At 57.3% G+C, this 23,230-nt stretch carries 21 protein-coding genes; 18 read left to right on the top strand and 3 right to left on the bottom strand.

Going from position 1 to position 23,230, the window contains the following annotated elements:
* The first annotated feature begins 136 nt into the window (after window positions 1-136).
* The 3 genes from fadI to sixA all read left to right on the top strand — a co-directional run bounded on the left by fadI (window position 137) and on the right by sixA (window position 4,280).
* Window positions 137-1,447, top strand: a complete 1,311-nt coding sequence (fadI, locus tag JT31_RS18845) for an acetyl-CoA C-acyltransferase FadI (RefSeq protein ID WP_038480709.1) — start codon at window positions 137-139, stop codon at window positions 1,445-1,447.
* Window positions 1,447-3,612: a fatty acid oxidation complex subunit alpha FadJ gene (gene fadJ / locus JT31_RS18850; RefSeq protein WP_038480713.1), complete on the top strand. Its 2,166-nt coding sequence runs from the start codon at window positions 1,447-1,449 to the stop codon at window positions 3,610-3,612. The genes fadI and fadJ overlap by 1 nt, the downstream gene beginning before the upstream one ends.
* Before the next feature lie 179 nt (window positions 3,613-3,791).
* A complete protein-coding gene (gene sixA, locus JT31_RS18855; protein WP_038480716.1) occupies window positions 3,792-4,280 on the top strand; it encodes a phosphohistidine phosphatase SixA in 489 nt (162 codons plus the stop codon).
* A 171-nt stretch (window positions 4,281-4,451) separates the two neighbouring features.
* Here sixA and smrB read toward each other — a convergent pair whose 3' ends face one another.
* Window positions 4,452-5,003, bottom strand: a complete 552-nt coding sequence (gene smrB / locus JT31_RS18860) for an endonuclease SmrB (protein ID WP_038480719.1) — start codon at window positions 5,001-5,003, stop codon at window positions 4,452-4,454.
* 173 nt (window positions 5,004-5,176) lie between these two features.
* On the opposite strand from smrB, the gene prmB reads away from it, so the two are divergent.
* The 6 genes from prmB (at window position 5,177) to JT31_RS18890 (ending at window position 9,776) form a co-directional block, all read left to right on the top strand.
* The gene (gene prmB, locus JT31_RS18865) at window positions 5,177-6,109 is read left to right on the top strand and encodes a 50S ribosomal protein L3 N(5)-glutamine methyltransferase (RefSeq protein ID WP_038480721.1); all 933 of its coding nucleotides are present in this window, start codon (window positions 5,177-5,179) and stop codon (window positions 6,107-6,109) included.
* A gap of 86 nt (window positions 6,110-6,195) precedes the next feature.
* Entirely contained in the window at window positions 6,196-7,281 is a 1,086-nt protein-coding gene (gene aroC / locus JT31_RS18870) for a chorismate synthase (RefSeq protein ID WP_038480724.1), read from the top strand.
* 4 nt (window positions 7,282-7,285) lie between these two features.
* Entirely contained in the window at window positions 7,286-8,110 is an 825-nt protein-coding gene (gene mepA / locus JT31_RS18875; protein ID WP_038480727.1) for a penicillin-insensitive murein endopeptidase, read from the top strand.
* The gene (locus JT31_RS18880; RefSeq protein WP_038480730.1) at window positions 8,111-8,908 is read left to right on the top strand and encodes a sulfite exporter TauE/SafE family protein; all 798 of its coding nucleotides are present in this window, start codon (window positions 8,111-8,113) and stop codon (window positions 8,906-8,908) included.
* A gap of 16 nt (window positions 8,909-8,924) precedes the next feature.
* The gene (locus JT31_RS18885; RefSeq protein WP_038483315.1) at window positions 8,925-9,473 is read left to right on the top strand and encodes an elongation factor P hydroxylase; all 549 of its coding nucleotides are present in this window, start codon (window positions 8,925-8,927) and stop codon (window positions 9,471-9,473) included.
* Between the two features lie 27 nt (window positions 9,474-9,500).
* Window positions 9,501-9,776 (top strand): YfcL family protein, encoded by a 276-nt coding sequence (locus JT31_RS18890; RefSeq protein ID WP_038480733.1) that lies wholly within the window; start codon window positions 9,501-9,503, stop codon window positions 9,774-9,776.
* A gap of 77 nt (window positions 9,777-9,853) precedes the next feature.
* Here the strand turns inward: JT31_RS18890 and mnmC are convergent, their stop codons facing one another.
* Window positions 9,854-11,854, bottom strand: coding sequence for a bifunctional tRNA (5-methylaminomethyl-2-thiouridine)(34)-methyltransferase MnmD/FAD-dependent 5-carboxymethylaminomethyl-2-thiouridine(34) oxidoreductase MnmC (gene mnmC / locus JT31_RS18895; RefSeq protein ID WP_038480735.1), 2,001 nt, complete (start codon window positions 11,852-11,854; stop codon window positions 9,854-9,856).
* Between the two features lie 158 nt (window positions 11,855-12,012).
* On the opposite strand from mnmC, the gene fabB reads away from it, so the two are divergent.
* Together fabB and JT31_RS18905 are read left to right on the top strand one after the other, a co-directional pair.
* On the top strand, window positions 12,013-13,230 hold the full coding sequence (fabB, locus tag JT31_RS18900) for a beta-ketoacyl-ACP synthase I (RefSeq protein ID WP_038480738.1): 1,218 nt from the start codon (window positions 12,013-12,015) through the stop codon (window positions 13,228-13,230).
* A 225-nt stretch (window positions 13,231-13,455) separates the two neighbouring features.
* The gene (locus JT31_RS18905) at window positions 13,456-14,637 is read left to right on the top strand and encodes an MFS transporter (RefSeq protein WP_038480741.1); all 1,182 of its coding nucleotides are present in this window, start codon (window positions 13,456-13,458) and stop codon (window positions 14,635-14,637) included.
* A gap of 530 nt (window positions 14,638-15,167) precedes the next feature.
* On the opposite strand, the gene flk is transcribed toward JT31_RS18905, so the two are convergent.
* Entirely contained in the window at window positions 15,168-16,172 is a 1,005-nt protein-coding gene (flk, locus tag JT31_RS18910) for a flagella biosynthesis regulator Flk (RefSeq protein WP_038480744.1), read from the bottom strand.
* A gap of 114 nt (window positions 16,173-16,286) precedes the next feature.
* Here flk and pdxB point away from each other — a divergent pair, with 114 nt between their 5' ends.
* The 7 genes from pdxB (at window position 16,287) to dedD (ending at window position 23,081) form a co-directional block, all read left to right on the top strand.
* On the top strand, window positions 16,287-17,423 hold the full coding sequence (pdxB, locus tag JT31_RS18915) for a 4-phosphoerythronate dehydrogenase PdxB (RefSeq protein ID WP_038480747.1): 1,137 nt from the start codon (window positions 16,287-16,289) through the stop codon (window positions 17,421-17,423).
* 69 nt (window positions 17,424-17,492) lie between these two features.
* Window positions 17,493-18,506 (top strand): aspartate-semialdehyde dehydrogenase, encoded by a 1,014-nt coding sequence (locus tag JT31_RS18920; protein WP_038480751.1) that lies wholly within the window; start codon window positions 17,493-17,495, stop codon window positions 18,504-18,506.
* Window positions 18,506-19,321: a tRNA pseudouridine(38-40) synthase TruA gene (truA, locus tag JT31_RS18925; protein ID WP_038480754.1), complete on the top strand. Its 816-nt coding sequence runs from the start codon at window positions 18,506-18,508 to the stop codon at window positions 19,319-19,321. Before JT31_RS18920 ends, truA begins: the two co-directional genes overlap by 1 nt.
* 25 nt (window positions 19,322-19,346) lie before the next feature.
* Window positions 19,347-20,006 carry a DedA family protein gene (locus JT31_RS18930; RefSeq protein ID WP_038480757.1) on the top strand — a complete coding sequence of 220 codons (660 nt, stop codon included), beginning with the start codon at window positions 19,347-19,349 and terminating at the stop codon, window positions 20,004-20,006.
* 138 nt (window positions 20,007-20,144) lie between these two features.
* Complete coding sequence (accD, locus tag JT31_RS18935) at window positions 20,145-21,065, top strand: acetyl-CoA carboxylase, carboxyltransferase subunit beta (protein ID WP_038480761.1); 921 nt, start codon at window positions 20,145-20,147, stop codon at window positions 21,063-21,065.
* A gap of 65 nt (window positions 21,066-21,130) precedes the next feature.
* Window positions 21,131-22,399 (top strand): bifunctional tetrahydrofolate synthase/dihydrofolate synthase, encoded by a 1,269-nt coding sequence (folC, locus tag JT31_RS18940; protein ID WP_038483318.1) that lies wholly within the window; start codon window positions 21,131-21,133, stop codon window positions 22,397-22,399.
* Window positions 22,389-23,081 (top strand): cell division protein DedD, encoded by a 693-nt coding sequence (dedD, locus tag JT31_RS18945; protein ID WP_038480764.1) that lies wholly within the window; start codon window positions 22,389-22,391, stop codon window positions 23,079-23,081. Before folC ends, dedD begins: the two co-directional genes overlap by 11 nt.
* Window positions 23,082-23,230: the final 149 nt, after the last annotated feature.

The following is a 23,230-nucleotide window of genomic DNA, read 5'->3' on the forward strand; positions in this document are numbered from 1 at the left end:
TTCGTTATGTAATAATTCGTGTCGCTTCTCCCATTTTTCTCGCCCGCCGGTTGGCTGGATGTGAATTTTTAGTTAAGACTGTGATCAGGTCAGACCACTTTTTGTCTGTATTCACTTTTTTTAGCAGGGGAGCGTTATGAGTCAGGCACTGCCGTTGATTACCCGCCAGGGCGATCGTATTGCCATTGTCAGTGGTTTACGTACGCCGTTTGCCCGCCAGGCCACGGCTTTCCATGGTATTCCCGCCGTCGATCTCGGCAATATGGTGGTGAGCGAGCTGATGGCGCGCAGCGAAGTGCCGCCCGAAGCTATCGAACAGCTGGTTTTCGGCCAGGTTGTACAGATGCCAGAAGCCCCAAACATTGCCCGCGAAATCGTACTTGGTACCGGTATGAGCGTACATACCGACGCGTATAGCGTGAGCCGTGCCTGCGCCACCAGTTTCCAGGCCGTTGCAAACGTGGCCGAAAGCCTGATGGCCGGGACTATCCGAGCCGGTATTGCCGGGGGCGCAGATTCCTCTTCCGTGCTGCCTATTGGCGTAAGCAAAAAGCTGGGCCGCACGCTGGTGGATGTGAATAAAGCGCGCACGCTCGGGCAGCGCCTGAAACTGTTTTCCAAATTACGTCCTCGTGATTTATTACCGGTTCCCCCAGCGGTGGCGGAATACTCAACCGGCCTGCGGATGGGCGACACCGCCGAGCAGATGGCGAAAACTCACGGCATCAGCCGCGAAATGCAGGATGCGCTGGCTCATCGTTCCCACGAGCGTGCCGCGCAGGCCTGGCAGGAAGGTAAACTTGCCGATGAGGTTATGACGGCGTTTATTCCGCCATACCGCCAGCCGTTTGCTGAAGATAACAACGTGCGTAAAGGCTCCAGCCTGGCTGATTATGCAAAACTGCGCCCGGCTTTTGACCGCAAGCACGGCACCGTTACCGCCGCGAACAGTACGCCGCTGACGGACGGCGCGGCGGCCGTTATCCTGATGACCGAATCCCGCGCGAAAGAGCTTGGCCTCAAGCCGCTCGGCTACCTGCGCAGCTACGCGTTTACCGCCATTGATGTCTGGCAGGATATGCTGCTTGGCCCGGCATGGGCTACGCCGCTGGCGCTTGAGCGCGCCGGGATCACCCTGAATGATTTGACGCTGTTTGATATGCACGAAGCTTTTGCCGCGCAGACGTTAGCCAATTTGAAAATGCTTTCCAGCGAAAACTTCGCCCGCAACGTGCTGGGCCGGGCTCATGCCACCGGTGAAGTGGATGACGCTAAATTTAACGTGCTGGGTGGGTCGATTGCCTACGGACACCCGTTTGCGGCCACTGGCGCAAGGATGATTACCCAAACGCTGCACGAGCTGCGTCGCCGTGGCGGCGGTTTTGGCCTTGTTACGGCGTGTGCCGCCGGCGGCCTTGGTGCGGCAATGGTTCTGGAGGTGGAGTAATGGAGCAGAAAGGCGCATTCGATTTACACATCCGTCTGGATAACGTTGCCGTGGTCACCATCGACGTGCCTGGCGAGAAGATGAATACCCTGAAAGCCGAGTTTGGCGCTCAGGTACACGGCATTATTAAAAAGCTGCGCGACAACCCGAGCGTGCAGGGGCTGGTGTTTATCTCCGGCAAACCTGACAACTTTATTGCCGGGGCCGATATCAACATGATTGCTGGCTGTAAAACGGCCGGGGAAGCGCAGGAGCTGGCGCGGCAGGGGCAGCAGATCATGGCGGAAATCGCCGCGCTGCCGATGCCGGTTGTGGCCGCTATCCACGGCGCCTGTCTGGGCGGCGGGCTGGAAATGGCGCTTGCCTGCCATGCCCGAATTTGCACTGACTCGCCCAAAACGCAGCTTGGCCTGCCGGAAGTTCAGCTGGGCCTGCTGCCGGGCTCGGGCGGCACTCAGCGTTTGCCACGCCTGATAGGCGTCAGTAACGCGTTAGACATGATTTTGACCGGCAAGCAGCTGCGCCCTCGCCAGGCGCTGAAGCTGGGGCTGGTGGATGACGTGGTGCCAGAGTCCATTCTGCTGGAAACCGCCGTTGAGCTGGCGCTTAAAGGAAGAAAACCTTCGCGTGAGCTGCCGGTAAAAGAGCGAGTGCTTGCCGGGCCGCTGGGGCGCTCTCTGCTGTTCAGCCTGGTCAGCAAGAAGACTGAGGCAAAAACCCAGGGTAACTACCCGGCAACTCGCCGCATCATCGACGTTATTCGTACCGGGCTGGAGCAGGGGAGCAAAAGCGGCTATGAGGCCGAAGCTAAAGCGTTTGGCGAGCTGGCGATGTCTGCGGAATCTGCCGCGCTGCGCGGCCTGTTCTTTGCCAGCACTGAGTTAAAGAAAGAGTACGGCGGGGATGCAAAACCCGGCAAACTGAATGCGGTCGGTATCCTTGGCGGCGGGCTAATGGGCGGCGGTATTGCCTATGTGACGGCCACTAAAGGCAAGCTGCCGGTGCGCATTAAAGACATTAATAACGAAGGGATTAACCACGCGCTGAAATACAGCTGGGATCTGCTGGACAAAAAAGTTCGCCGCCGCCATATGAAGCCGGCCGAACGGCAGCGCGAGCTGGCCCGCATCTCAGGGGGAACCGATTATCACGGGTTCAGCCAGCGCGATATCGTGGTGGAAGCCGTGTTTGAAGATTTGGCCCTGAAGCAGAAAATGGTGGCCGAAGTGGAGCAGCACGCCGCGCCGCATACTGTTTTTGCCTCAAACACCTCGTCGCTGCCGATTGCTGACATAGCCGCTCAAGCTGCGCGCCCGCAGCAGGTCATCGGCCTGCACTTTTTCAGTCCGGTCGACAAGATGCCGCTGGTTGAGGTGATCCCTCACGCAGGCACCAGTGCGGAAACCATTTCCACCACCGTACAGCTGGCGAAAAAACAGGGCAAAACGCCGATCGTTGTCGGCGACAGCGCTGGCTTTTACGTCAACCGTATTCTTGCACCTTACATTAACGAAGCGCTGCGCTGCCTGACGGAAGGTGAGCCTATCGAACGTATCGACGAAGCGCTGGTTAAGTTTGGTTTCCCGGTAGGGCCCGTGCAGCTGTTGGACGAAGTTGGGATAGACGTCGGCACTAAAATTATTCCGATTTTGCAGCAGGCCTTCGGCGATCGCTTCGCCGCGCCTGAAAGCGTCGATGCAATCTTGAAGGACGATCGCAAAGGAAGAAAAAATGGTCGCGGTTTCTATCTTTATCCGGCGAAAGGGCGTAAAAGCAAGAAACAGCCGGATACAGCGATTTACAAGCTGTTAGGCGTGACGCCAAACGGGCGTCAGACCCCGGAGCAAATCGCCGAACGCTGCGTGATGATGATGCTCAACGAAGCCGCGCGCTGCCTCGATGAGGGCGTGGTCAGAAGCGCACGGGATGGTGATATTGGCGGCGTGTTCGGCATCGGTTTTCCGCCGTTCCTGGGCGGGCCATTCAGGTATATGGACAGCCTGAGTGCCGCGGACGTTGTGGCAAAATTACAGCGTTTAGCGGGTCAGTACGGGGAACGTTTCAAGCCCTGCGAAAGGCTGATTATTATGGCTGAACAACAGCTTAGTTTCTGGCCGGCGTTGAAGCCGAAGCCGGTGACTGAGCATGACGAAGCGCTGAGCTAAAACCGGGAAATGTACGCTGCAAGGTCATTTTGTAAACAGATATTGACTATACTTGCAGCATTGAGGTAAAAGACAGCGTTTCATTCGATGTACGGATAAGGCACAATGCCCGGCTGCCGTGAACCCCACTTTTTCAGCGTGCGGGTTCAGGCGTTCCTGGTTAACAAAAGCGGTGCAATATGCAAGTTTTTATCATGCGTCACGGCGACGCAGCACTCGATGCTGCCAGCGACTCGGTTCGTCCCCTTACCCAATGTGGGTGTGATGAGTCCCGTCTGATGGCGACCTGGTTAACAGGTCAGGTGACAAGTATCGAACGTGTTCTGGTGAGCCCTTACCTGCGAGCTGAACAGACCCTGGACGTGGTGCGGGAAGCGCTGAACCTCCCGGAAAAAGAAGACATCCTGCCCGAGCTACGGCCCTGCGGTGATGTGGGCCTGGTGGGAGATTACCTGCTGGCGCTGGCAAACGAAGGCGTTGAATCCGCGCTGGTGGTTTCCCACCTGCCGCTGGTCGGCTACCTGGTTTCCGAGCTTTGCCCGGAAGAGGCCCCGCCGATGTTTACCACTTCGGCAATTGCCAACGTCACGCTGGATCCGGAATCGGGTAACGGCGTATTTAACTGGCAGATGAGCCCCTGCAATTTCAAGGTGGCTAAGGCTATCTGATTGCTGTGAGCATGAAAAAAAGAGTCGCGAAAGCGGCTCTTTTTGCGTTTTAAGTATTGAGAATTTTTCCCCTCACCCTAACCCTCTCCCCAAAGGGGCGAGGGGACTGTTCCCGATCGCTTTCACCCTCTCCCTCCGGGGGCGGGGTGAGGGGAATCTTTCACGCCGAATTTACGGCAGCTCCGGCGGCTGCCACTCTTCAATTTCTATTAGCACCAGCAGTGCGGCATCACCGCCGTACTCTTTCGGTGCCTGGTGAAACGCGACAATATGCGGATGCTGCGCCAGCCACAGCGGCGTTTGTTGCTTGAGAACGTGTTTACCGTGGCCGTGCATGACGCAGGCGCAAAATACATGTTCACGGCGACAGGCGGCAATCAGCGCCCCCAGCTCCTGTTTTGCCTGAAGCTGCGTCAGACCGTGCAAATCAAGAAACAACTCCGGGGAATAGTCACCGCGACGCAGTTTCTTCAGCTCAAAATGGCTCACACCTTCACGCACATAGCGCATTGGCCCTTCGGTCGCCAGGCGCGGCTGAAACTCATCCGAAAAATAGTGGCTGGCATCGGCCTGTTCCTGTAGCAGGCGTTTTACCGGGACTTCCGTTATTTTTTTACGTACCGGGCGGTGAACAATCGTATCCTGAGCCAGTTTTTTGGTGCCGCTCATCAGGCCGCGAAAAAGCGCCTCGTCTTCGGAACTGAGCGGTGATTTCTTTTTCATGTATATCTCATCTCGCATTCGCTTTGTCGCCAGTTTACCCGCTTTCCCCATCGGCAATAAAGAAAACGCAAATTTCACCGCCTCCCGGCGTCGATGGGTGCTGATTTGTCGCCTCCTTCATGGCAAACTAGCCGATTATTATTGAACTAGCGTGAGTCGCCTGCGGAGGGCACGTGGATAAAATTTTCGTCGATGAGGCAGTAAACGAGCTGCATACCATTCAGGATATGCTGCGCTGGTCGGTCAGCCGCTTTAGCGCCGCCAACATCTGGTATGGGCACGGCACCGACAATCCATGGGATGAAGCCGTTCAGCTGGTTCTGCCAAGCCTTTACCTGCCGCTTGATATTCCTGAAGATATGCGTACCGCGCGCCTGACGCCAAGCGAGCGTCACCGCATCGTTGAGCGTGTGATTCGCCGCGTAAACGAGCGTATTCCGGTTGCTTATCTGACGAATAAAGCCTGGTTCTGCGGCCACGAGTTCTACGTTGACGAACGCGTGCTGGTCCCGCGTTCCCCAATTGGTGAGCTGATCAATAACCGCTTTGCCGGGATGATCGATCACGAGCCGCAGCATATTCTTGATATGTGCACCGGCAGCGGCTGTATCGGCATCGCCTGCGCCTATGAATTCCCGAATGCGGAAGTAGATATCGTTGATATTTCCCCTGACGCTATCGCCGTGGCCGAGCAGAACATTTCCGAACACGGTATGGACCACAACGTCACGCCGATTCGCTCTGACCTGTTCCGTGACCTGCCTAAAGTGCAGTACGACGTGATTGTGACAAACCCGCCGTACGTTGATGAAGAAGACATGGCCGACCTGCCGGGTGAATATCACTTTGAACCAGAGCTGGGCCTGGCGGCCGGAAGCGATGGCCTGAAGCTGGCTCGCCGCATCCTGGCCTGCGCGCCGGACTACCTGGCCGACGGCGGGATCCTGATTTGTGAAGTAGGGAACAGCATGGTGCACCTGATGGATCAATATCCGGAGGTGCCGTTCACCTGGCTTGAGTTCGATAACGGCGGCGACGGCGTGTTTATGCTGACCAAAGCGCAGTTGATCGAGGCTCGCGAGCACTTCAGCATCTACAAAGATTAATTGCCGCACGTAAACGAGTCTTCGGGCTTGTTTTACTTCCCGCGCACAACACAACAACGACAACGGTGATTCAGTAAGGAGCCGTGATGGCTGGTAACAGTATTGGACAGGTTTTTCGCGTAACGACATTTGGTGAATCCCACGGCATCGCGCTGGGCTGCATTGTTGACGGCGTCCCGCCGGGCATCCCGCTGACCGAAGCCGACCTGCAGCACGATCTCGATCGCCGCCGCCCGGGCACCTCTCGTTACACCACCCAGCGCCGTGAGCCTGACCAGGTAAAAATTCTCTCCGGCGTGTTTGAAGGCGTAACGACCGGTACAAGTATCGGCCTGCTTATCGAAAACACCGATCAGCGCTCCCAGGATTACAGCGCCATCAAAGACGTGTTCCGTCCGGGGCACGCGGATTACACCTACGAACAAAAATATGGCCTGCGCGACTATCGCGGTGGCGGCCGTTCTTCCGCGCGTGAAACCGCCATGCGTGTGGCAGCGGGCGCGATTGCCAAGAAATACCTTGAGCAGAAATTCGGCATTAAAATTCGCGGCTGCATGACGCAGATGGGCGATATTCCGCTGGAAATCAAAGACTGGGATCAGGTAGAGCAGAACCCGTTCTTCTGCCCGGATCCGGATAAAATTGAAGCGCTGGACGAGCTGATGCGTGGCCTGAAAAAAGAGGGTGACTCTATCGGCGCGAAGATAACGGTTGTTGCCGACAACGTGCCGCCGGGCCTCGGCGAGCCGGTCTTTGACCGTCTGGACGCGGACATTGCCCACGCGCTGATGAGCATCAACGCGGTGAAAGGCGTGGAGATTGGCGAAGGCTTCGGCGTGGTGAACCTGCGTGGCAGCCAGAACCGGGACGAAATTACTCAACAGGGTTTCCAGAGCAACCACGCGGGCGGCATTCTGGGCGGTATCAGCAGCGGCCAGCAGATTGTGGCGAATATGGCCCTGAAGCCGACTTCCAGCATTACCGTGCCGGGCAAAACGATTAATCGCGAAGGCGAAGAAGTGGAAATGATCACCCGTGGTCGTCACGATCCGTGCGTGGGGATCCGCGCCGTGCCGATCGCCGAGGCGATGCTGGCCATTGTGCTGATGGATCACCTGCTGCGCCAGCGCGCCCAGAACGCTGACGTTTCTTCCCCGCTGCCTCGCTGGTAAGACGATGAAAAAACTCCTGATCGGGATGCTGGCGCTGGCCGCCAGCGCTCAGGCTTTAGCGGCTACGCCGTGGCAAAAAATCGACCATCCGATTGCCGGTAGCGCACAGTCTATCGGCGCGTTTTCCAACGGCTGTATCGTGGGGGCGCACGCTTTGCCGCTTGAGGACGCTCGCTATCAGGTGATGCGGCCGGATCAGCGTCGCTATTTTGGACACCCCGATCTGGTGATGTTTATTCAGCGCCTGAGTAATCAGGTGAATCAGCTCGGCCTTGGCACGGTGCTGATTGGCGATATGGGCATGGCGGCGGGCGGGCGTTTTAGCTCCGGGCACGCCAGCCACCAGACCGGACTTGATGTCGATATTTTCCTGCAACTGCCAAAAGCTCGCTGGACGTCGGCGCAGCTGCTGCGCCCGCAGGCGTTGGACCTGGTCGCCGCCGACGGCAAGCGCGTAGTGCCGTCGCTGTGGAAGCCGGAAATCGACAGCCTGATTAAGCTTGCGGCCAAAGATAATGAGGTCACGCGTATCTTTGTGAACCCTGCCATCAAGCAGCGGCTTTGCGAAGATGCTGGGGCTGACCGGGACTGGCTGCGTAAGGTACGTCCGTGGTTTGCCCACCGCGCCCATATGCACGTACGTTTGCGCTGCCCGGGTAACAGCCTTGAGTGTGAAGATCAGCCTCTGCCTCCTCCGGGAGACGGCTGCGGTGCCGAGCTGCAAAGCTGGTTCGCGCCGCCTGCACCGGGCAGCACGCCACCGAAAAAGACAACGCCACCGCCGCTACCCGCCTCCTGTCAGGCATTACTGGATGAGCACGTTCTCTAAATGGAATGGTTTATGGTTTCCCCGTCGCTGCTGGTGGCGCTGTTTTTTGTCGCCATGCTGGCCGGGTTTATTGATGCTCTTGCAGGCGGCGGTGGGCTGCTGACGGTCCCGGCCTTGCTGGCTGCGGGGATGTCCCCGGCGCAGGCGCTGGCGACCAACAAACTTCAGGCCTGCGGCGGGTCGGTTTCTGCCTCGCTCTATTTCATTCGGCGTAAGGTGGTCAGCCTTGCCGATCAGAAACTCAATATTCTGATGACCTTTATCGGCTCCACCTGCGGTGCGCTGCTGGTGCAGCACGTGAAGTCCGATATCCTGCGTCAGATCCTGCCGCTGCTGATTATCGGCATCGGGCTTTATTTTCTGCTGATGCCAAAGCTGGGTGAAGAAGACCGCCAGCGCCGCCTGTATGGCCTGCCGTTTGCGCTAGTCGCCGGCGGCTGCGTAGGTTTTTATGACGGCTTCTTCGGCCCCGGCGCCGGGTCGTTTTACGCACTCGCCTTCGTGACGCTGTGTGGCTTCAACCTCGCCAAATCTACCGCCCACGCCAAAGTGCTTAACGCCACGTCAAACCTCGGTGGGCTGCTGCTGTTTATTATTGGCGGCAAGGTGATTTGGGGTACCGGCCTTGTGATGATGGCCGGGCAATTTTTAGGGGCGAGGGTGGGTTCACGCCTCGTATTGAGTAAAGGGCAGCAGCTTATTCGTCCGATGATCGTCGTGGTTTCGGCGGTGATGAGCGCCAGGCTGCTGTATGACAGCCACGGACCGGAAATCCTCCACTGGTTAGGGATAGCCTGAAATGAATAACGTAACAATGAGCAAACAGCACCATTATCAGGAGCTGATCGACGTGTTCGATAGCTGCTTCCTGGTCGAGTTTAATACCCGCCTGATCAAGGGCGACGACGAGCCCATCTATCTGCCCGCGGACAACGAACTGCCGTATAACCGTATCGTCTTTGCGCACGGCTACTACGCCAGCGGAATGCATGAAATTTCTCACTGGTGCGTGGCCGGTAAAGAGCGCCGCAAGCTGGTGGACTTCGGCTACTGGTATTGCCCGGACGGGCGCGACGCTGAGACCCAGGGCAAGTTTGAAGACGTGGAAGTGAAGCCGCAGGCGCTGGAATGGATGCTCAGCACCGCCGCGGGCTTCCCGTTTAACGTCAGCTGCGACAACCTGAGCGGCGATTTTGAGCCTGACCGTATTGCTTTCCAGCGTCGGGTTCATGCTCAGGTTATGACTTATCTGAAAGAGGGGATCCCTGAGCGTCCGGCACGTCTGATTGACGCGCTAAGGGCGTATTATGGCACCCCTGCGCTTGATGCCGGGCAGTTTGCCTGGCCAGAAGACCTAAACTAAAAATCACCTGTATGAAGAGGATGTATGATGATCGCGGAATTTGAGTCACGTATTTTGGCGTTGATTGACGAGATGGTGGAGCACGCCAGTGACGACGACCTGTTTGCCAGCGGTTATCTGCGTGGGCACCTTACTCTGGCCGTGGCCGAACTGGAAAACGGTGACGAGCATAAGCCAGAAGCGCTGCACGTCGTAGTGACCGACAGCCTGCAAAAGGCAATCCAGGCGGGTGAGCTGTCGCCTCGCGATCAGGCGCTGGTGCTGGGCATGTGGGATACGCTTTTCGAGAAGGCTAAGTTCTAAGACTGCCTCTTCCCCAGACCCTCTCCCCAAAAGGGAGAGGGGATAAAAGCTTCACAGAGGGGCTTATGAGGGGAAAATCATTTCACCGCTTTGCCTTTCAGCAATTTCCTCACCCAAAGCCGGTTAGGGTTCAAGGCCGCGAGCGTGACGGCATCCAGCGGAATAGGTTCTTCGCTCATCTGTGCCGCCAGAATCTCTGAGGCCAGCGGCGCGCTGCACAGCCCGCGCGAACCCAGGGCTCCCAGCATATAAAGGTTGTTGTACACCGGAGACGGTGCCGCATTTTCACGATCCCCGGCAAGCCCTGCGTATTGCTCCAGTGTGGCTTCATAATCCGGAACGCTGCCTACCATTGGTAGATGATCGCGTGAAGCGCAGCGCACGCCACAGCGGGCTTCGTTCGCTGAAACGTCCACTTCTTTTGCCCATTCGGCATGCGGCAAACAGTCCAGCAGCCGCTGGCGATTATGCTGCTGATCTTCTTCGTTCCAGGTCATCTCTTCCTGGCCGCGATGATAGCTGGCACCTATGCAGTGATGCTGGTTCTGTGGATTAACCGGCGTCAGATAACCGTCATAGCACAGGACCTGGCGAAGCTGGCTTAACCCCGGCGTGGTTGGAATATGGCTGACCTGGCCGCCCACTGAATAAACCGGCAGATTTTGCGTTTGCGTAAACCGGCTGATTTGATGGCCGTTGGCCAGCACCACCGAGCCGTGTTGAACCGCTTCCTGCTGAGCAAACTCTATCTTCCAGCCGCCGTTATCGGGCATTAAGCCGGTAGCCTGATGTCCATAGCGGATTTTCAATCCCTGCTGCCCGGCCAGTTCCAGCGCCCCGGCCGTAAGCTGCGCCGGGTAGAGCCAGCCGCCCAGCGGATAGCTAATCCCGCCGCACTGCGTGTCCACGCCACAGGTTTTCTCCACGGTTTCGGCGTCTACCGCCGTGGCCAGTAGCTTGGGCAGGCCAAGAGCGAGCATTTGCTCGATTTTATGGGCGCTTTTTTCATCCCAGGCGAGCTGGGTTACGCCACACCAGTCATGGTCAAACGCTACCGGAAGGGCGTCATACAGGCGTCGTGCAAAGGTGAATGCAGCCGGGAAAAAGGTCGTCAGCGCGGCATCATGTGCGGTAAGCAGAGGGTAAAGTGCGCCCTGGCGGTTGCCGGAAGCTCCCTGAGCCGGTGCCTCGTCTTCACAATACAGCGTCACCTGCCAGCCTCGACGCAGCAGCGCAAGAGAGAGCAGCGCGCTGGCTATTCCGCCGCCGATAATGGCGGTTTCGCGTTCGGGCGTGCCGGGGCGGGAGTACCACGGTGTGCGAGCTGGGGTTTCAACCGGTTCTTGCAGCGACCCGACGAGCATCTCGCGTTTGCGGCCAAACCCTTTGCTTCGTGTCACGGTAAAGCCTGCTTCTATCAGCCCACGACGAACAAAGCCAGCGGAGGTAAAGGTCGCCAGCGTGCCGCCGGGGCGGGCCATGCGAACCATGGCCTGGAAGAGCTGGGGCGTCCACATATCCGGGTTTTTCGAGGGCGCGAAGCCGTCAAGGAACCAGGCATCTACCTGCTGATTCAGCGTGTCATCCAACTGAGATATCAGCTCGTTAATATCCCCCAACCACAGGTCCAGCGTAATGCGCCCGTTGTCCAGCAGCAGGCGGTGGCAGCCGGGCACAGGCTGCGGCCACTGTTGTTGAAGCTCGGCGGCGAAGCGGCTCAGTTCCGGCCAGTGCTGATGGGCTAGCGCGAGATCGGGGGCGGTGAGGGGGAATTTTTCAAAACTGATAAAATGCAGCCGTTTTAAGCAGGCACCCTCACGTTTCACACAAAATTCATCGAACGCTTGCCATAAAGTCAAAAAGTTAAGGCCGGTACCAAAACCACTTTCGGCGACCACAAAAAGCGGTCTTTCGTGGGTTGCAAAGCGTTCGGGAAGGTGGTTTCCGCCGAGGAAGACGTAACGCGTCTCTTCCAGCCCGTTATCGTTAGAGAAGTAAACGTCGTCAAAATCTCGGGATACAGGTGTACCTTCTTCGTTGAAACCGAGGTTGGCGGATTGTATAGGGGAATGTTTCACGTAAGTTGCTCGTGTGACAGGCAGTGGCTCGATCATAACGGGGCGAGCGGAGCGGCGCAAATTTCCGCATAATTTGGCTGATCGGACTTGTTCGGCGTACAACTGTACGCTATTGTGCCACACGAAATCCTACATAGTGCAGTGAACGAGGTATTTGAATGAAACGTGCAGTGATTACTGGCCTGGGCATTGTATCCAGCATTGGTAATAACCAGCAGGAAGTCCTGGCATCTCTGCGAGAAGGACGCTCCGGGATCACTTTCTCGGAAGAGTTTAAAGAAGCGGGAATGCGGAGCCACATTTGGGGTAACGTCAAGCTGGATACCACCGGGTTGATTGACCGTAAAGTGGTTCGTTTCATGAACGATGCCTCTATCTATGCCTATCTTTCTATGCGTGAGGCCATCGCTGATGCTGGCCTGAGCGAAGAGGTTTATCAGAATAACCCACGCGTTGGCCTGATTGCAGGCTCCGGCGGTTCTTCTAAAGCGCAGGTCTTTGGTGCTGACGCCATGCGTAGCCCACGTGGCCTGAAAGCGGTGGGTCCTTACGTTGTGACCAAAGCGATGGGCTCAGCGGTTTCCGCCTGCCTCGCCACGCCGTTCAAAATCCACGGCGTGAACTACTCTATCAGCTCTGCCTGTGCAACTTCCGCACACTGTATCGGCAACGCGGTAGAGCAAATCCAGCTGGGCAAACAGGACATCGTTTTTGCCGGCGGCGGCGAAGAGCTGGGCTGGGAAATGGCCTGTGAGTTCGATGCGATGGGCGCGCTGTCCACCAAATACAACGAAACCCCAGAAAAAGCTTCCCGTACCTATGACACGCACCGTGACGGCTTCATCATCGCTGGCGGCGGCGGCATGGTTGTGGTTGAAGAGCTGGAGCACGCTCTGGCACGTGGCGCACATATCTACGCTGAAATCGTTGGCTACGGCGCAACGTCCGATGGCGCAGACATGGTTGCTCCATCAGGTGAAGGCGCGGTGCGCTGCATGAAGATGGCGATGCATGGCGTTGATACCCCAATCGACTACCTGAACTCCCACGGGACTTCTACTCCGGTAGGCGACGTGAAAGAGCTGGGTGCGATTCGTGAAGTGTTCGCTGACCATAGCCCGGCCATTTCCGCGACCAAAGCAATGACCGGTCACTCTCTGGGTGCTGCGGGCGTGCAGGAAGCTATCTATTCTCTGCTGATGCTGGAGCACGGCTTCATCGCGCCAAGCATTAACGTCGAAGAGCTGGACGAGCAGGCTGCTGGCCTGAACATCGTTACCAAACCTACCGATGCGAAGCTGACCACCGTGATGTCCAACAGCTTCGGCTTCGGCGGCACTAACGCCACGCTGGTCATGCGCAAGCTGAACGCTTAATCAAAGCGATTGATTCAGAATGGGGTGCCTTCGGGTGCCCTATTTTTTTGTCTATTCCTCTGCATTGACAGCCGGTTGGCCGGCAGGCACTATGCATTCCCCTCCATTATCATTTTGATAATGCGTAAGCGTTTAACGTTAACCAACGCACCCTATAATCTGAACACTCAGAGGAAAGGGCGCGGGTTGAGTTGCGCCTTGCTCTGAATTTATGGAGTAAGCAGTATGTCTGCGGTACCTGAGACCACCCTTAAAACGTCGAAGTCGGCGAATACATCGCTATTCAGAATTACCTTTGCGGTATTTCTTACCTATATGACGGTTGGCCTGCCGCTGCCCGTTATCCCGCTTTTTGTTCACCAGCAGCTTGGCTACGGCAACATGATGGTTGGCGTGGCGGTGGGCATTCAGTTTCTTGCCACCGTATTAACCCGAGGCTATGCCGGACGGCTGGCTGACCAGATGGGTGCCAAACGCTCCGTCCTGCAGGGGATGTTTGCCTGTGGGCTGGCGGGCGTAGCCTACTTGCTCGCCGCGCTGCTGCCTGTCGATGCGGCCGTAAAGTTTGGCCTGCTGATCGTGGGGCGGCTGATCCTCGGCTTTGGTGAAAGCCAACTGCTGACCGGGAACCTGACCTGGGGGTTAGGCCTGGTTGGGCCGGGACGCTCCGGCAAGGTGATGTCCTGGAACGGGATGGCGATTTACGGTGCGCTGGCCGCCGGGGCGCCGCTCGGTCTGATGCTCAACGCCCAGTGGGGTTTTGTGGCATTGGGCGTGACGACCATTGCTCTGCCGCTGATTGGCCTGCTGTTTAATAGTACCGTGCAGCCTGTTCCTGCCCATAAAGGCGAGCGGCCTTCGCTGTTTACCGTTGTCGGGCTTATCTGGCAACCGGGGCTCGGGCTGGCGCTGCAGGGCGTTGGTTTCGCGGTTATTGGTACCTTTGTTTCGCTCTATTTTGCCGCAAACGGCTGGGCTCATGCAGGCTTCACCTTAACGGCTTTCGGCGGCGCGTTTGTTCTGGTGCGCGTGCTGTTTGGCTGGATGCCTGACCGCTACGGCGGCGTGCGCGTGGCGCTGTTCTCCCTGGCCGTTGAAACGGTGGGCTTGCTGCTTCTTTGGCATGCGCCAGGTGCCTGGACCGCGTTGCTGGGTGCAGCGCTGACGGGCTGCGGTTGCTCGTTAATTTTCCCGGCGCTGGGCGTGGAAGTGGTTAAGCGCGTTCCGCCTCAGGTTCGTGGCACTGCCCTGGGCGGCTATGCGGCATTCCAGGATATTTCATACGGAATCACCGGGCCACTGACGGGCATTCTGGCCACTTCCATGGGCTATTCGTCGGTGTTTATGGCGGGGGCGATTTCTGCGGTTCTGGGGATTGCCGTGACGCTGGTGGCGTTCAGGAAGTAGGTTTTTAGCCTTATTATCGGAGTGATGCTTTGTTATCACAAATACCAGTGATTATGCAGGGGCGGTGAATATTCCGTTCACTTCCAGTCCTGTTTTATATGCAGCCACCGCAACGGTGAACGACTCGGGGAAGTCACCGTCACTTCCCCGAGACCCCGGACTCCCGGCCAAATAAATCGACCGCTGAAGCGGCAGACCTCCGTTTTATCTCCCAGTCCTGGGTCGGCTGAGATGCGTTCCAGACGCTCTCAGCCTCCGGCCGTTCCCGACGTCCGGACCCTGGCCAGTTGGAGAGAAAACCGAGGCGATTTAAGCCGGAACCGTGCCTCGCTTTAAACCCGCAGCAATTCTGAAAGTCACAGTCGTTTCAAGACTTACAGCCACGCCCTTGTTCCCGGCTCTCATCGCCCCCGGTTACGACCCCGACTGTTTGGGTGATAGCCGGTGGGTTTACCGCTTCAGCGGCGGAGCGAAAGATATCTCTCGGGAAAGTTGAACGGAAATCTGACTAAAAGCCAGCCTTGAGAGCACTAGATCACCAGCCAAAGCAAAATCATCACCACGACCAGTGCAATCAATGCCAGCCCTGGCCTTGCGCTCAGCGCTTTTATCGGTTCGATAATGGCGCTGAACATCGGGTTGTAGATGGGCTGAATATCCCGCACTTCTGTTGTGCCTTGCTGGCGCTCGGCGCGTTTTAAAAATACCTGGTTAAGGATGTCCTGCACCTGCGCGGCCGTCAGCACGCTTTGCGGCGTGGCCTGGAAGCGCTGCTGGCTGTAATCCACCATTTCTTTCCACTCCTGCGGCTCAAGCGGCTGCTTAAGTGCGGCCTGCACGCTGTGCAGCGTTGGCGCAGGCTGATGGTTCAGCGTTTGCCTCGCCTGTAGCCAGGTGGTCAGCAAGGCAAAATGCTTAGCCGGGATTAATTCGCCGGTTTTCACGCCCGAAAGCTCAAGCATCGACTGCCAGATTTGTTTCCCTGACTCGCCCGTAGCCGCCGCAAGCCTGGTGACGAGCTGGTTCAGGCTGTTGTGCTCGGCGGGCAGCAGCGGGCGGTCGGTTGCCGGGCGCTGCTGCGGCTGAGGAATAGCGAGCTGGTTGTTTTGCAGCAGCGTCAGCACGGTTTTTAGCTGGTCCGGCGTGAGCTGGCTCAGCGCCGTCTGGCCAAACTGCTGGCGGATAAAGTCGCTCACCGCCTGGCGATTGTTGCCCTGCGGCAGCAAATCGCTCAGTTGCTGAATGATCTGACGCGTTGCCAGCGTGGTTTGCGCGCTGGTCAGGCGTTGATTGAGATTTTGCTCGGCGGCCGGGAAATGACGAGACAGCAGCGGGGTCTCGTTTTTCAGCCCCAGATCGTGTTTCAGGCCGGCCCACACTTCAGCGCTCTGCTGCTGGCTGAGCGCAATGATCCGGGTGATCAAACGCTCCAGCACTGTACGTTGCTGGGTGGAAAGTGGCTGTTCGCCAGCGGCAGAAGGTGCGGAGGCTGGTTCCCCCGGAGGACGCGGCGTGGCGCCCTGAATGGGTTGCATTATTAAATGATCCTTAAGTACGACAAAACATTCGCAAGTAGTTCGTTATGCCCGGACGTCAGATTATGGCACACTATCCGGCCTTATCTCGACGATTAACAGACAGGTACTCAGGTGAAAATCCTCGTTGATGAAAATATGCCCTATGCCCGCGAACTTTTCAGCCGCCTGGGCGAGGTGACTGCCGTGCCGGGGCGTCCGATTCCGGTTGAAGCGTTAACGGATGCTGACGCGCTGATGGTGCGTTCGGTCACGAAAGTGAATGCCGAACTGCTGGCCGGTAAAGGGATTAAATTTGTCGGGACGGCAACGGCCGGGACCGATCACGTTGATGAAGCGTATTTGCAAAGTGCCGGGGTGGCATTCTCCGCAGCACCTGGGTGTAACGCGATTGCCGTTGTTGAGTATGTGTTCTCCTCCTTATTGATGTTGGCCGAGCGCGACGGTTTTGAGCTGAAAGACAGGACCGTCGGTATCGTTGGCGTGGGTAACGTCGGTTCCCGCCTGCAGGCACGTCTTGAAGCCTGGGGCGTGCGTACCCTGCTGTGCGATCCGCCACGTGCCGATCGCGGTGACGAAGGCGACTTCGTGGCGCTGGAAGCGCTGGTGCAGGATGCCGATATCATTACCTTCCATACGCCGCTGTTTAAATCCGGTGATTACAAAACGCTGCACCTGGCCGATGAGGCGCTGATTAGCCGCCTGAAGCCTGGCGCTATTCTGATTAATGCCTGCCGTGGCCCGGTGGTGGACAACGCTGCGCTGCTGAAATGCTTAAAAGCAGGGCAGGAGCTGAGCGTCGTGCTGGACGTCTGGGAACCGGAGCCGGATCTCAACGTCGAGCTGCTGAGCAAGGTGGACATCGGCACCTCACATATTGCGGGCTACACGCTTGAGGGCAAGGCTCGCGGAACCACGCAGGTCTTTGAAGCCTTTAGCGATTTCATCGGTCAGTCGCAACAGGTCGCGCTGGATTCGCTGCTGCCCGCGCCGGAGTTTGGCCGTATCACTCTGGCGGGTCCGCTCGATCAACCGACGCTCAAAAGACTGGTGCATCTGGTGTATGATGTGCGCCGCGACGATGCCCCACTGCGAAAGGTAGCCGGTCAGCCTGGCGAATTCGACAAGCTGCGTAAAAACTACCTCGAGCGCCGCGAGTGGTCATCGCTTTACGTACAGTGCGATGACGCAACTGCAGCGAACATGCTGCAAAAACTGGGTTTTAGCGCGATTCATCATCCGCTGAGCTAAGTTTTATCTTCTGGCTCCCTGAGGCGTTGTTTCGGGGAGCATCTGTTTTATTTTCTGGAGTAAACCAACATGTCTGAAGGCTGGAATATTGCCGTTTTAGGCGCCACCGGTGCCGTGGGCTCAGCTTTGTTTGAACTGCTTGCTGAACGTCAGTTCCCGGTTGGTGAATTGTATGCCCTGGCGCGTAGCGAGAGCGCCGGTGAAAACCTGCGTTATGAAGGCAAAACCATCATGGTGCAGGACGCGGCAGAGTTCGACTGGACTCAGGCCCAGCTTGCGTTCTTCGTCGGGGGCGTTGAAGCGTCCGCACAATACGTGGAAGAAGCAACCAATTCTGGCTGCCTGGTTATCGACTCCAGCGGTCTTTTTGCTATGGAGCCGGACGTGCCGCTGGTAGTGCCGGACGTGAACCCGTTTGTGCTGAGCGATTACCGCAACCGTAACCTGGTTGCCGTGGCGGACAGCCTGACCTGCCAGCTGTTGAGCGCGTTAAAACCGCTTATCGAGCAGGGCGGCCTGTCGCGTATTCAGGTCACCAGCCTGCTGTCTGCTTCCGCGCGCGGCAAAGCTGCCGTTGACGCGCTGGCCGGGCAGAGCGCACGCCTGCTGAACGGCATTCCTATCGATGAAGAGGACTTGTTTGGCCGCCAGCTGGCGTTCAACATGCTGCCGCTGGTGCCGGATGCTGAAGGCAGCGTGCGCGAAGAGCGTCGCCTGGTGAATGAAGCGCGTAAAGTGCTGCAGGACGACGGTCTGATGATCTCTGCCAGCCTCGTGCAGTCGCCGGTATTCTACGGCCACGCGCAAATCGTTAATTTCGAAGCACTGCGTCCTCTGGCGGCTGAAGAGGCCCGGGATGCGTTTACCCAGGCGGAAGATATCGAGCTGTCTGAAGAAGGCGAATTCCCGACTCAGGTTGCGGATGCGTCCGGCAGCGGCCATCTTTCTATTGGCTGCGTGCAAAACGATTACGGCATGCCGGAGCAAATTCAGTTCTGGTCGGTCGCCGATAACGTTCGCTTTGGCGGTGCGCTGATGGCGATAAAAACCGCTGAGAAACTGGTGCAGGAGTATATGTACTGATGTCCGAAGTGCTAAGCGAAACCCCGCTTCATAAAATCGCGCTCGGCATTGAGTACGACGGCAGTAAATATTACGGCTGGCAGCGCCAGAACGAAGTGCGCAGCGTGCAGGAAAAACTGGAAAAAGCGCTGTCTCAGGTGGCTAATGAGCCGATTAACGTGTTTTGCGCGGGGCGCACCGATGCTGGCGTTCACGCCACAGGTCAGGTGGTGCATTTTGAAACCAGCGCCTTGCGCAAAGATGCAGCCTGGACAATGGGCGTAAATACGAATTTGCCTGGTGACATCGCCGTTCGTTGGGTAAAAGATGTGCCGGCCGAGTTTCACGCCCGGTTTAGCGCCACGGCTCGGCGTTACCGCTACGTGATTTATAATCATCGCCTGCGTCCGGCCGTTTTGCAGCAGGGCGTGACCCATTTTCACCTGCCTCTGGATGCGGAAAAAATGCACCGTGCCGCCCAGAGCCTGCTGGGGGAAAATGATTTTACCTCTTTCCGTGCGGTGCAGTGCCAGTCGCGCACCCCGTGGCGCAATATGATGCACATTACGGTAAACCGCTACGGCGCTTACATCGTGGTGGACATTAAGGCCAACGCGTTTGTTCACCATATGGTGCGCAATATCGTTGGCAGCCTGATGGAAGTGGGCTGCGGTAACCAGGCTGAAACCTGGATGGCTGACCTGCTGGCAATGAAGGACCGCACTAAGGCTGCGGCCACCGCGAAAGCGGAAGGACTGTACCTTGTGTCGGTGGATTACCCTGACCATTTTGCACTGCCGCGTCTCCCGATGGGGCCGCTTTTTTTAGCCGACTGATTGCTGCTTAAGAAAGGAAACTTTGATGGATTTCATCCGTTTTATCATTGACTTCATTTTGCATATCGACGTGCATTTGGCCGAGCTGGTGGCACAATACGGCGTCTGGGTTTACGCGATTTTGTTCCTGATTTTGTTCTGCGAAACCGGGCTGGTGGTGACGCCGTTTTTACCGGGTGATTCGCTGCTGTTTGTGGCGGGCGCGCTGGCCTCGCTGGAAACTAACGACCTGAACGTGCATTACATGGTCATTTTGATGGTGATTGCCGCCATCATCGGTGATGCGGTGAACTACACTATCGGGCGGCTGTTTGGCGAGAAGTTGTTCAGTAATCCGAATTCAAAAATCTTCCGCCGCAGTTATCTTGATAAAACTCATGCTTTTTACGAGCGTCACGGCGGAAAAACGATTATCCTCGCGCGCTTCGTGCCGATTGTGCGAACCTTCGCACCGTTTGTTGCCGGGATGGGGCACATGTGCTATCGCCATTTTGCGATTTATAACGTTGTCGGCGCACTGCTGTGGGTCTTGCTGTTCACCTACGCGGGCTACCTGTTCGGTAACCTGCCGGTGGTACAGGAAAACCTGAAGCTGCTGATTGTGGCAATTATCGTGGTATCGATACTGCCTGGCGTGGTGGAAGTTATTCGCCACAAACGCGCTGCGTCGCGGCAGTCAAAATAATACGTGGCAGCGGTTCGACCACTTTTTTATCCAAAGTCGCGGGCCGTTGTGTTTTAATGAGCACCATTTATGGTCTGGGGCAGGGAAAACTGCCACAGAAAAGCTGGTATCGACCAGGTTCAAGCAGAAAGGTCATCAATGAGCTGGATTGAACGAATTCTCAATAAGAGCAATATCACTCCCACCCGTAAGGCGAGCATCCCTGAAGGGGTGTGGACCAAGTGCGACAGCTGCGGCCAGGTCCTGTACCGCGCCGAGCTGGAACGCAATCTTGGCGTCTGCCCTAAGTGCGATCACCACATGCGTATGTCGGCCCGCGATCGCCTGCATAGCCTGTTAGATGAAGGCACAATGGTGGAATTGGGGAGCGAGCTTGAGCCAAAAGATTTGCTGAAGTTCCGTGACTCCAAGAAATACAAAGATCGTCTGGTTAGCGCGCAGAAAGAGACCGGCGAAAAAGACGCCCTGGTTGTCATGAAAGGCACCCTGCACGGTATGCCTGTCGTTGCTGCGGCCTTTGAGTTCGCCTTTATGGGCGGTTCGATGGGGTCTGTGGTCGGCGCGCGTTTTGTCCGTGCCGTTGAGCAGGCGCTGGAAGACAATTGCCCGATGGTGTGTTTCTCCGCTTCCGGCGGGGCGCGTATGCAAGAAGCGCTGATGTCGTTGATGCAGATGGCGAAAACCAGCGCAGCGCTGGCAAAAATGCAAGAGCGCGGTCTGCCGTACATCTCCGTGCTGACTGACCCAACCATGGGCGGCGTTTCTGCAAGCTTTGCAATGCTGGGTGACCTGAACATCGCCGAGCCGAAGGCGCTGATCGGCTTTGCCGGCCCGCGCGTTATCGAGCAAACCGTTCGTGAAAAACTGCCGCCGGGCTTCCAGCGCAGTGAGTTCCTGATTGAAAAAGGGGCGATCGACATGATCGTCCGTCGCCCGGAAATGCGCCTGAAGCTGGCGAGCGTCCTGGCGAAGTTTATGAATCTGCCGGCACCAAACCCGGAAGCCCCGCGTGAGCCGATTGTGGTTCCGCCGGCGCCGGAACAGGGTCAAGAGGCCTGATTCGTAACTAAGGGCAGGCCAGCAGGTTCTGCCCTTTTTCTTTATGTGCATGTTAAGTGGGCATCATGGAAAAAGATCTTATCCCTCAAGCCACGTCGCCCCTGGCCACGTGGCTTTGCTATCTTGAAAACCTTCACTCCTCCACCATAGATATGGGCCTTGAGCGCGTCAGCAAAGTTGCGCTTAAGCTGGACGTGCTGAAACCTGCGCCAACGGTGTTTACCGTGGCCGGCACTAACGGGAAGGGCACCACCTGCCGCACGCTTGAAACCGCTCTTATGGCGGACGGCTATCGCGTAGGGGTTTACAGCTCGCCGCACCTGGTGCGTTACACCGAGCGAGTGCGTATTCAGGGTGAAGAATTACCCGAAGCCCTGCATACCGCCTCCTTTGCTGAAATAGAGGCCGCGCGCGGAGATATTTCCTTAACCTATTTTGAATACGGAACGCTGTCCGCGTTGCTATTGTTTAAGCAGCAGGCTGTGGACGTGGTTATTCTTGAAGTGGGCCTCGGCGGCCGTCTTGATGCCACCAACGTCGTGGACTCTGATGTGGCCGTGGTCACCAGCATCGCGCTCGATCACACCGACTGGCTTGGCCCGGATCGCGAGAGTATTGGCCGTGAAAAAGCCGGTGTCTTCCGCAGAGATAATCCGGCGGTTGTGGGCGAGCCGGCTATGCCGCATACGATTGCCGATGTTGCTCAGGAGAAGGGCGCGCTGCTGCTGCGTCGCGGCGTTGACTGGGATTACGAGGTGAACGCCACGGGCTGGACGTTCCGTGATGCTCAGGGCGAGCTATGCGATCTGCCGCTGCCGCTGGTTCCACAGCCAAATGCCGCTACGGCACTCGCCGCTTTGCGCGCAAGTAAACTTAACGTGAGTGAAAACGCGATACGTTATGGCATTGAGCATGCCACGCTGCCTGGGCGTTTCCAGATAGTTTCTCAGGCGCCTCGCGTTATTCTTGATGTTGCCCATAATCCACATGCGGCGGCTTACCTTGCCGGTCGCCTGGCGGCGTTACCAAAACAGGGACGCGTGCTGGCGGTGATGGGTATGCTTCATGATAAAGACATTGCCGGAACGCTTGCCTGTTTGTCGCCTCAGGTCGATAGCTGGTATTGTGCTCCGCTGGAGGGGCCACGAGGCGCAAGCGCTGAGCAGCTGATCGCCCATCTTGGTCACGGCAGGACGTTTGCAAGCGTAGCGGACGCCTGGCACGCGGCGATGGCAGAAGCGACGGCTGATGATACCGTGCTGGTGTGTGGCTCGTTCCACACGGTGGCCCATGTAATGGAAGTACTGGACGCGGGGAGAGCAGGTGGCGAGTAAGTTTCAAAACAGATTAGTCGGAACCATTATTCTGGTCGCGCTGGGCGTTATTGTGCTGCCGGGTCTGCTGGACGGGCAGAAAAAACATTATCAGGACGAGTTCGCAGCCATTCCTTTGGTGCCAAAACCAGGGGACAGCGACGAGCCTGATATGCTGCCTTCGGCCACCCAGGCGCTGCCTTCGCAGCCACCGGAAGGGGCCGCAGAAGAGGTGAGAGCCGGGGCCGCCGTGCCGCCGGGGCTGAATAACGGCGCTATTCCAAACGAAGGTTCTGCGGGCGCTGACGAAGTGCCTGCGGCACGTGAGCAGCCTAAGCCACAGCCGGTGCAGGAAAAACCAAAACCGAAGCCGGTGGAGAAACCGCAGCCTAAACCTGTGGTTGATAACCAGACCGAGCAGCCAGCGAAGACGGAAAAACCAGCCGACAAAGCACCGACCGGACAGGCGTATGTGGTGCAGCTTGGCGCATTGAAAAATGCGGACAAAGTGAATGAAATTGTTGGTAAACTGCGCGGTGCCGGATTCAAGGTTTATACCTCACCGACAACGCCTGTGCAGGGGAAAATCACCCGTATTCTGGTTGGGCCTGACGCGTCGAAAGATAAGCTGAAGTCCTCGCTGGGCGAGCTGAATTCTCTTTCTGGCCTGAACGGCGTGGTGATGAACTACTCGCCACGGTAGCGGTTTGTGACCCTCACCCCGGCCCTCTCCCTGGAAGGGAGAGGGGGAAAGTCATTACACCGAACGGTTCCCTCGCCCTTTGGGGAGAGGGGGAAGGCCATTACACCGAACGGTTCCCTCGCCCTCTGGGGAGAGGGGGAAGGCCATTA

Source organism: Cedecea neteri (genome assembly GCF_000757825.1).
GTDB lineage: Bacteria > Pseudomonadota > Gammaproteobacteria > Enterobacterales > Enterobacteriaceae > Cedecea > Cedecea selenatireducens.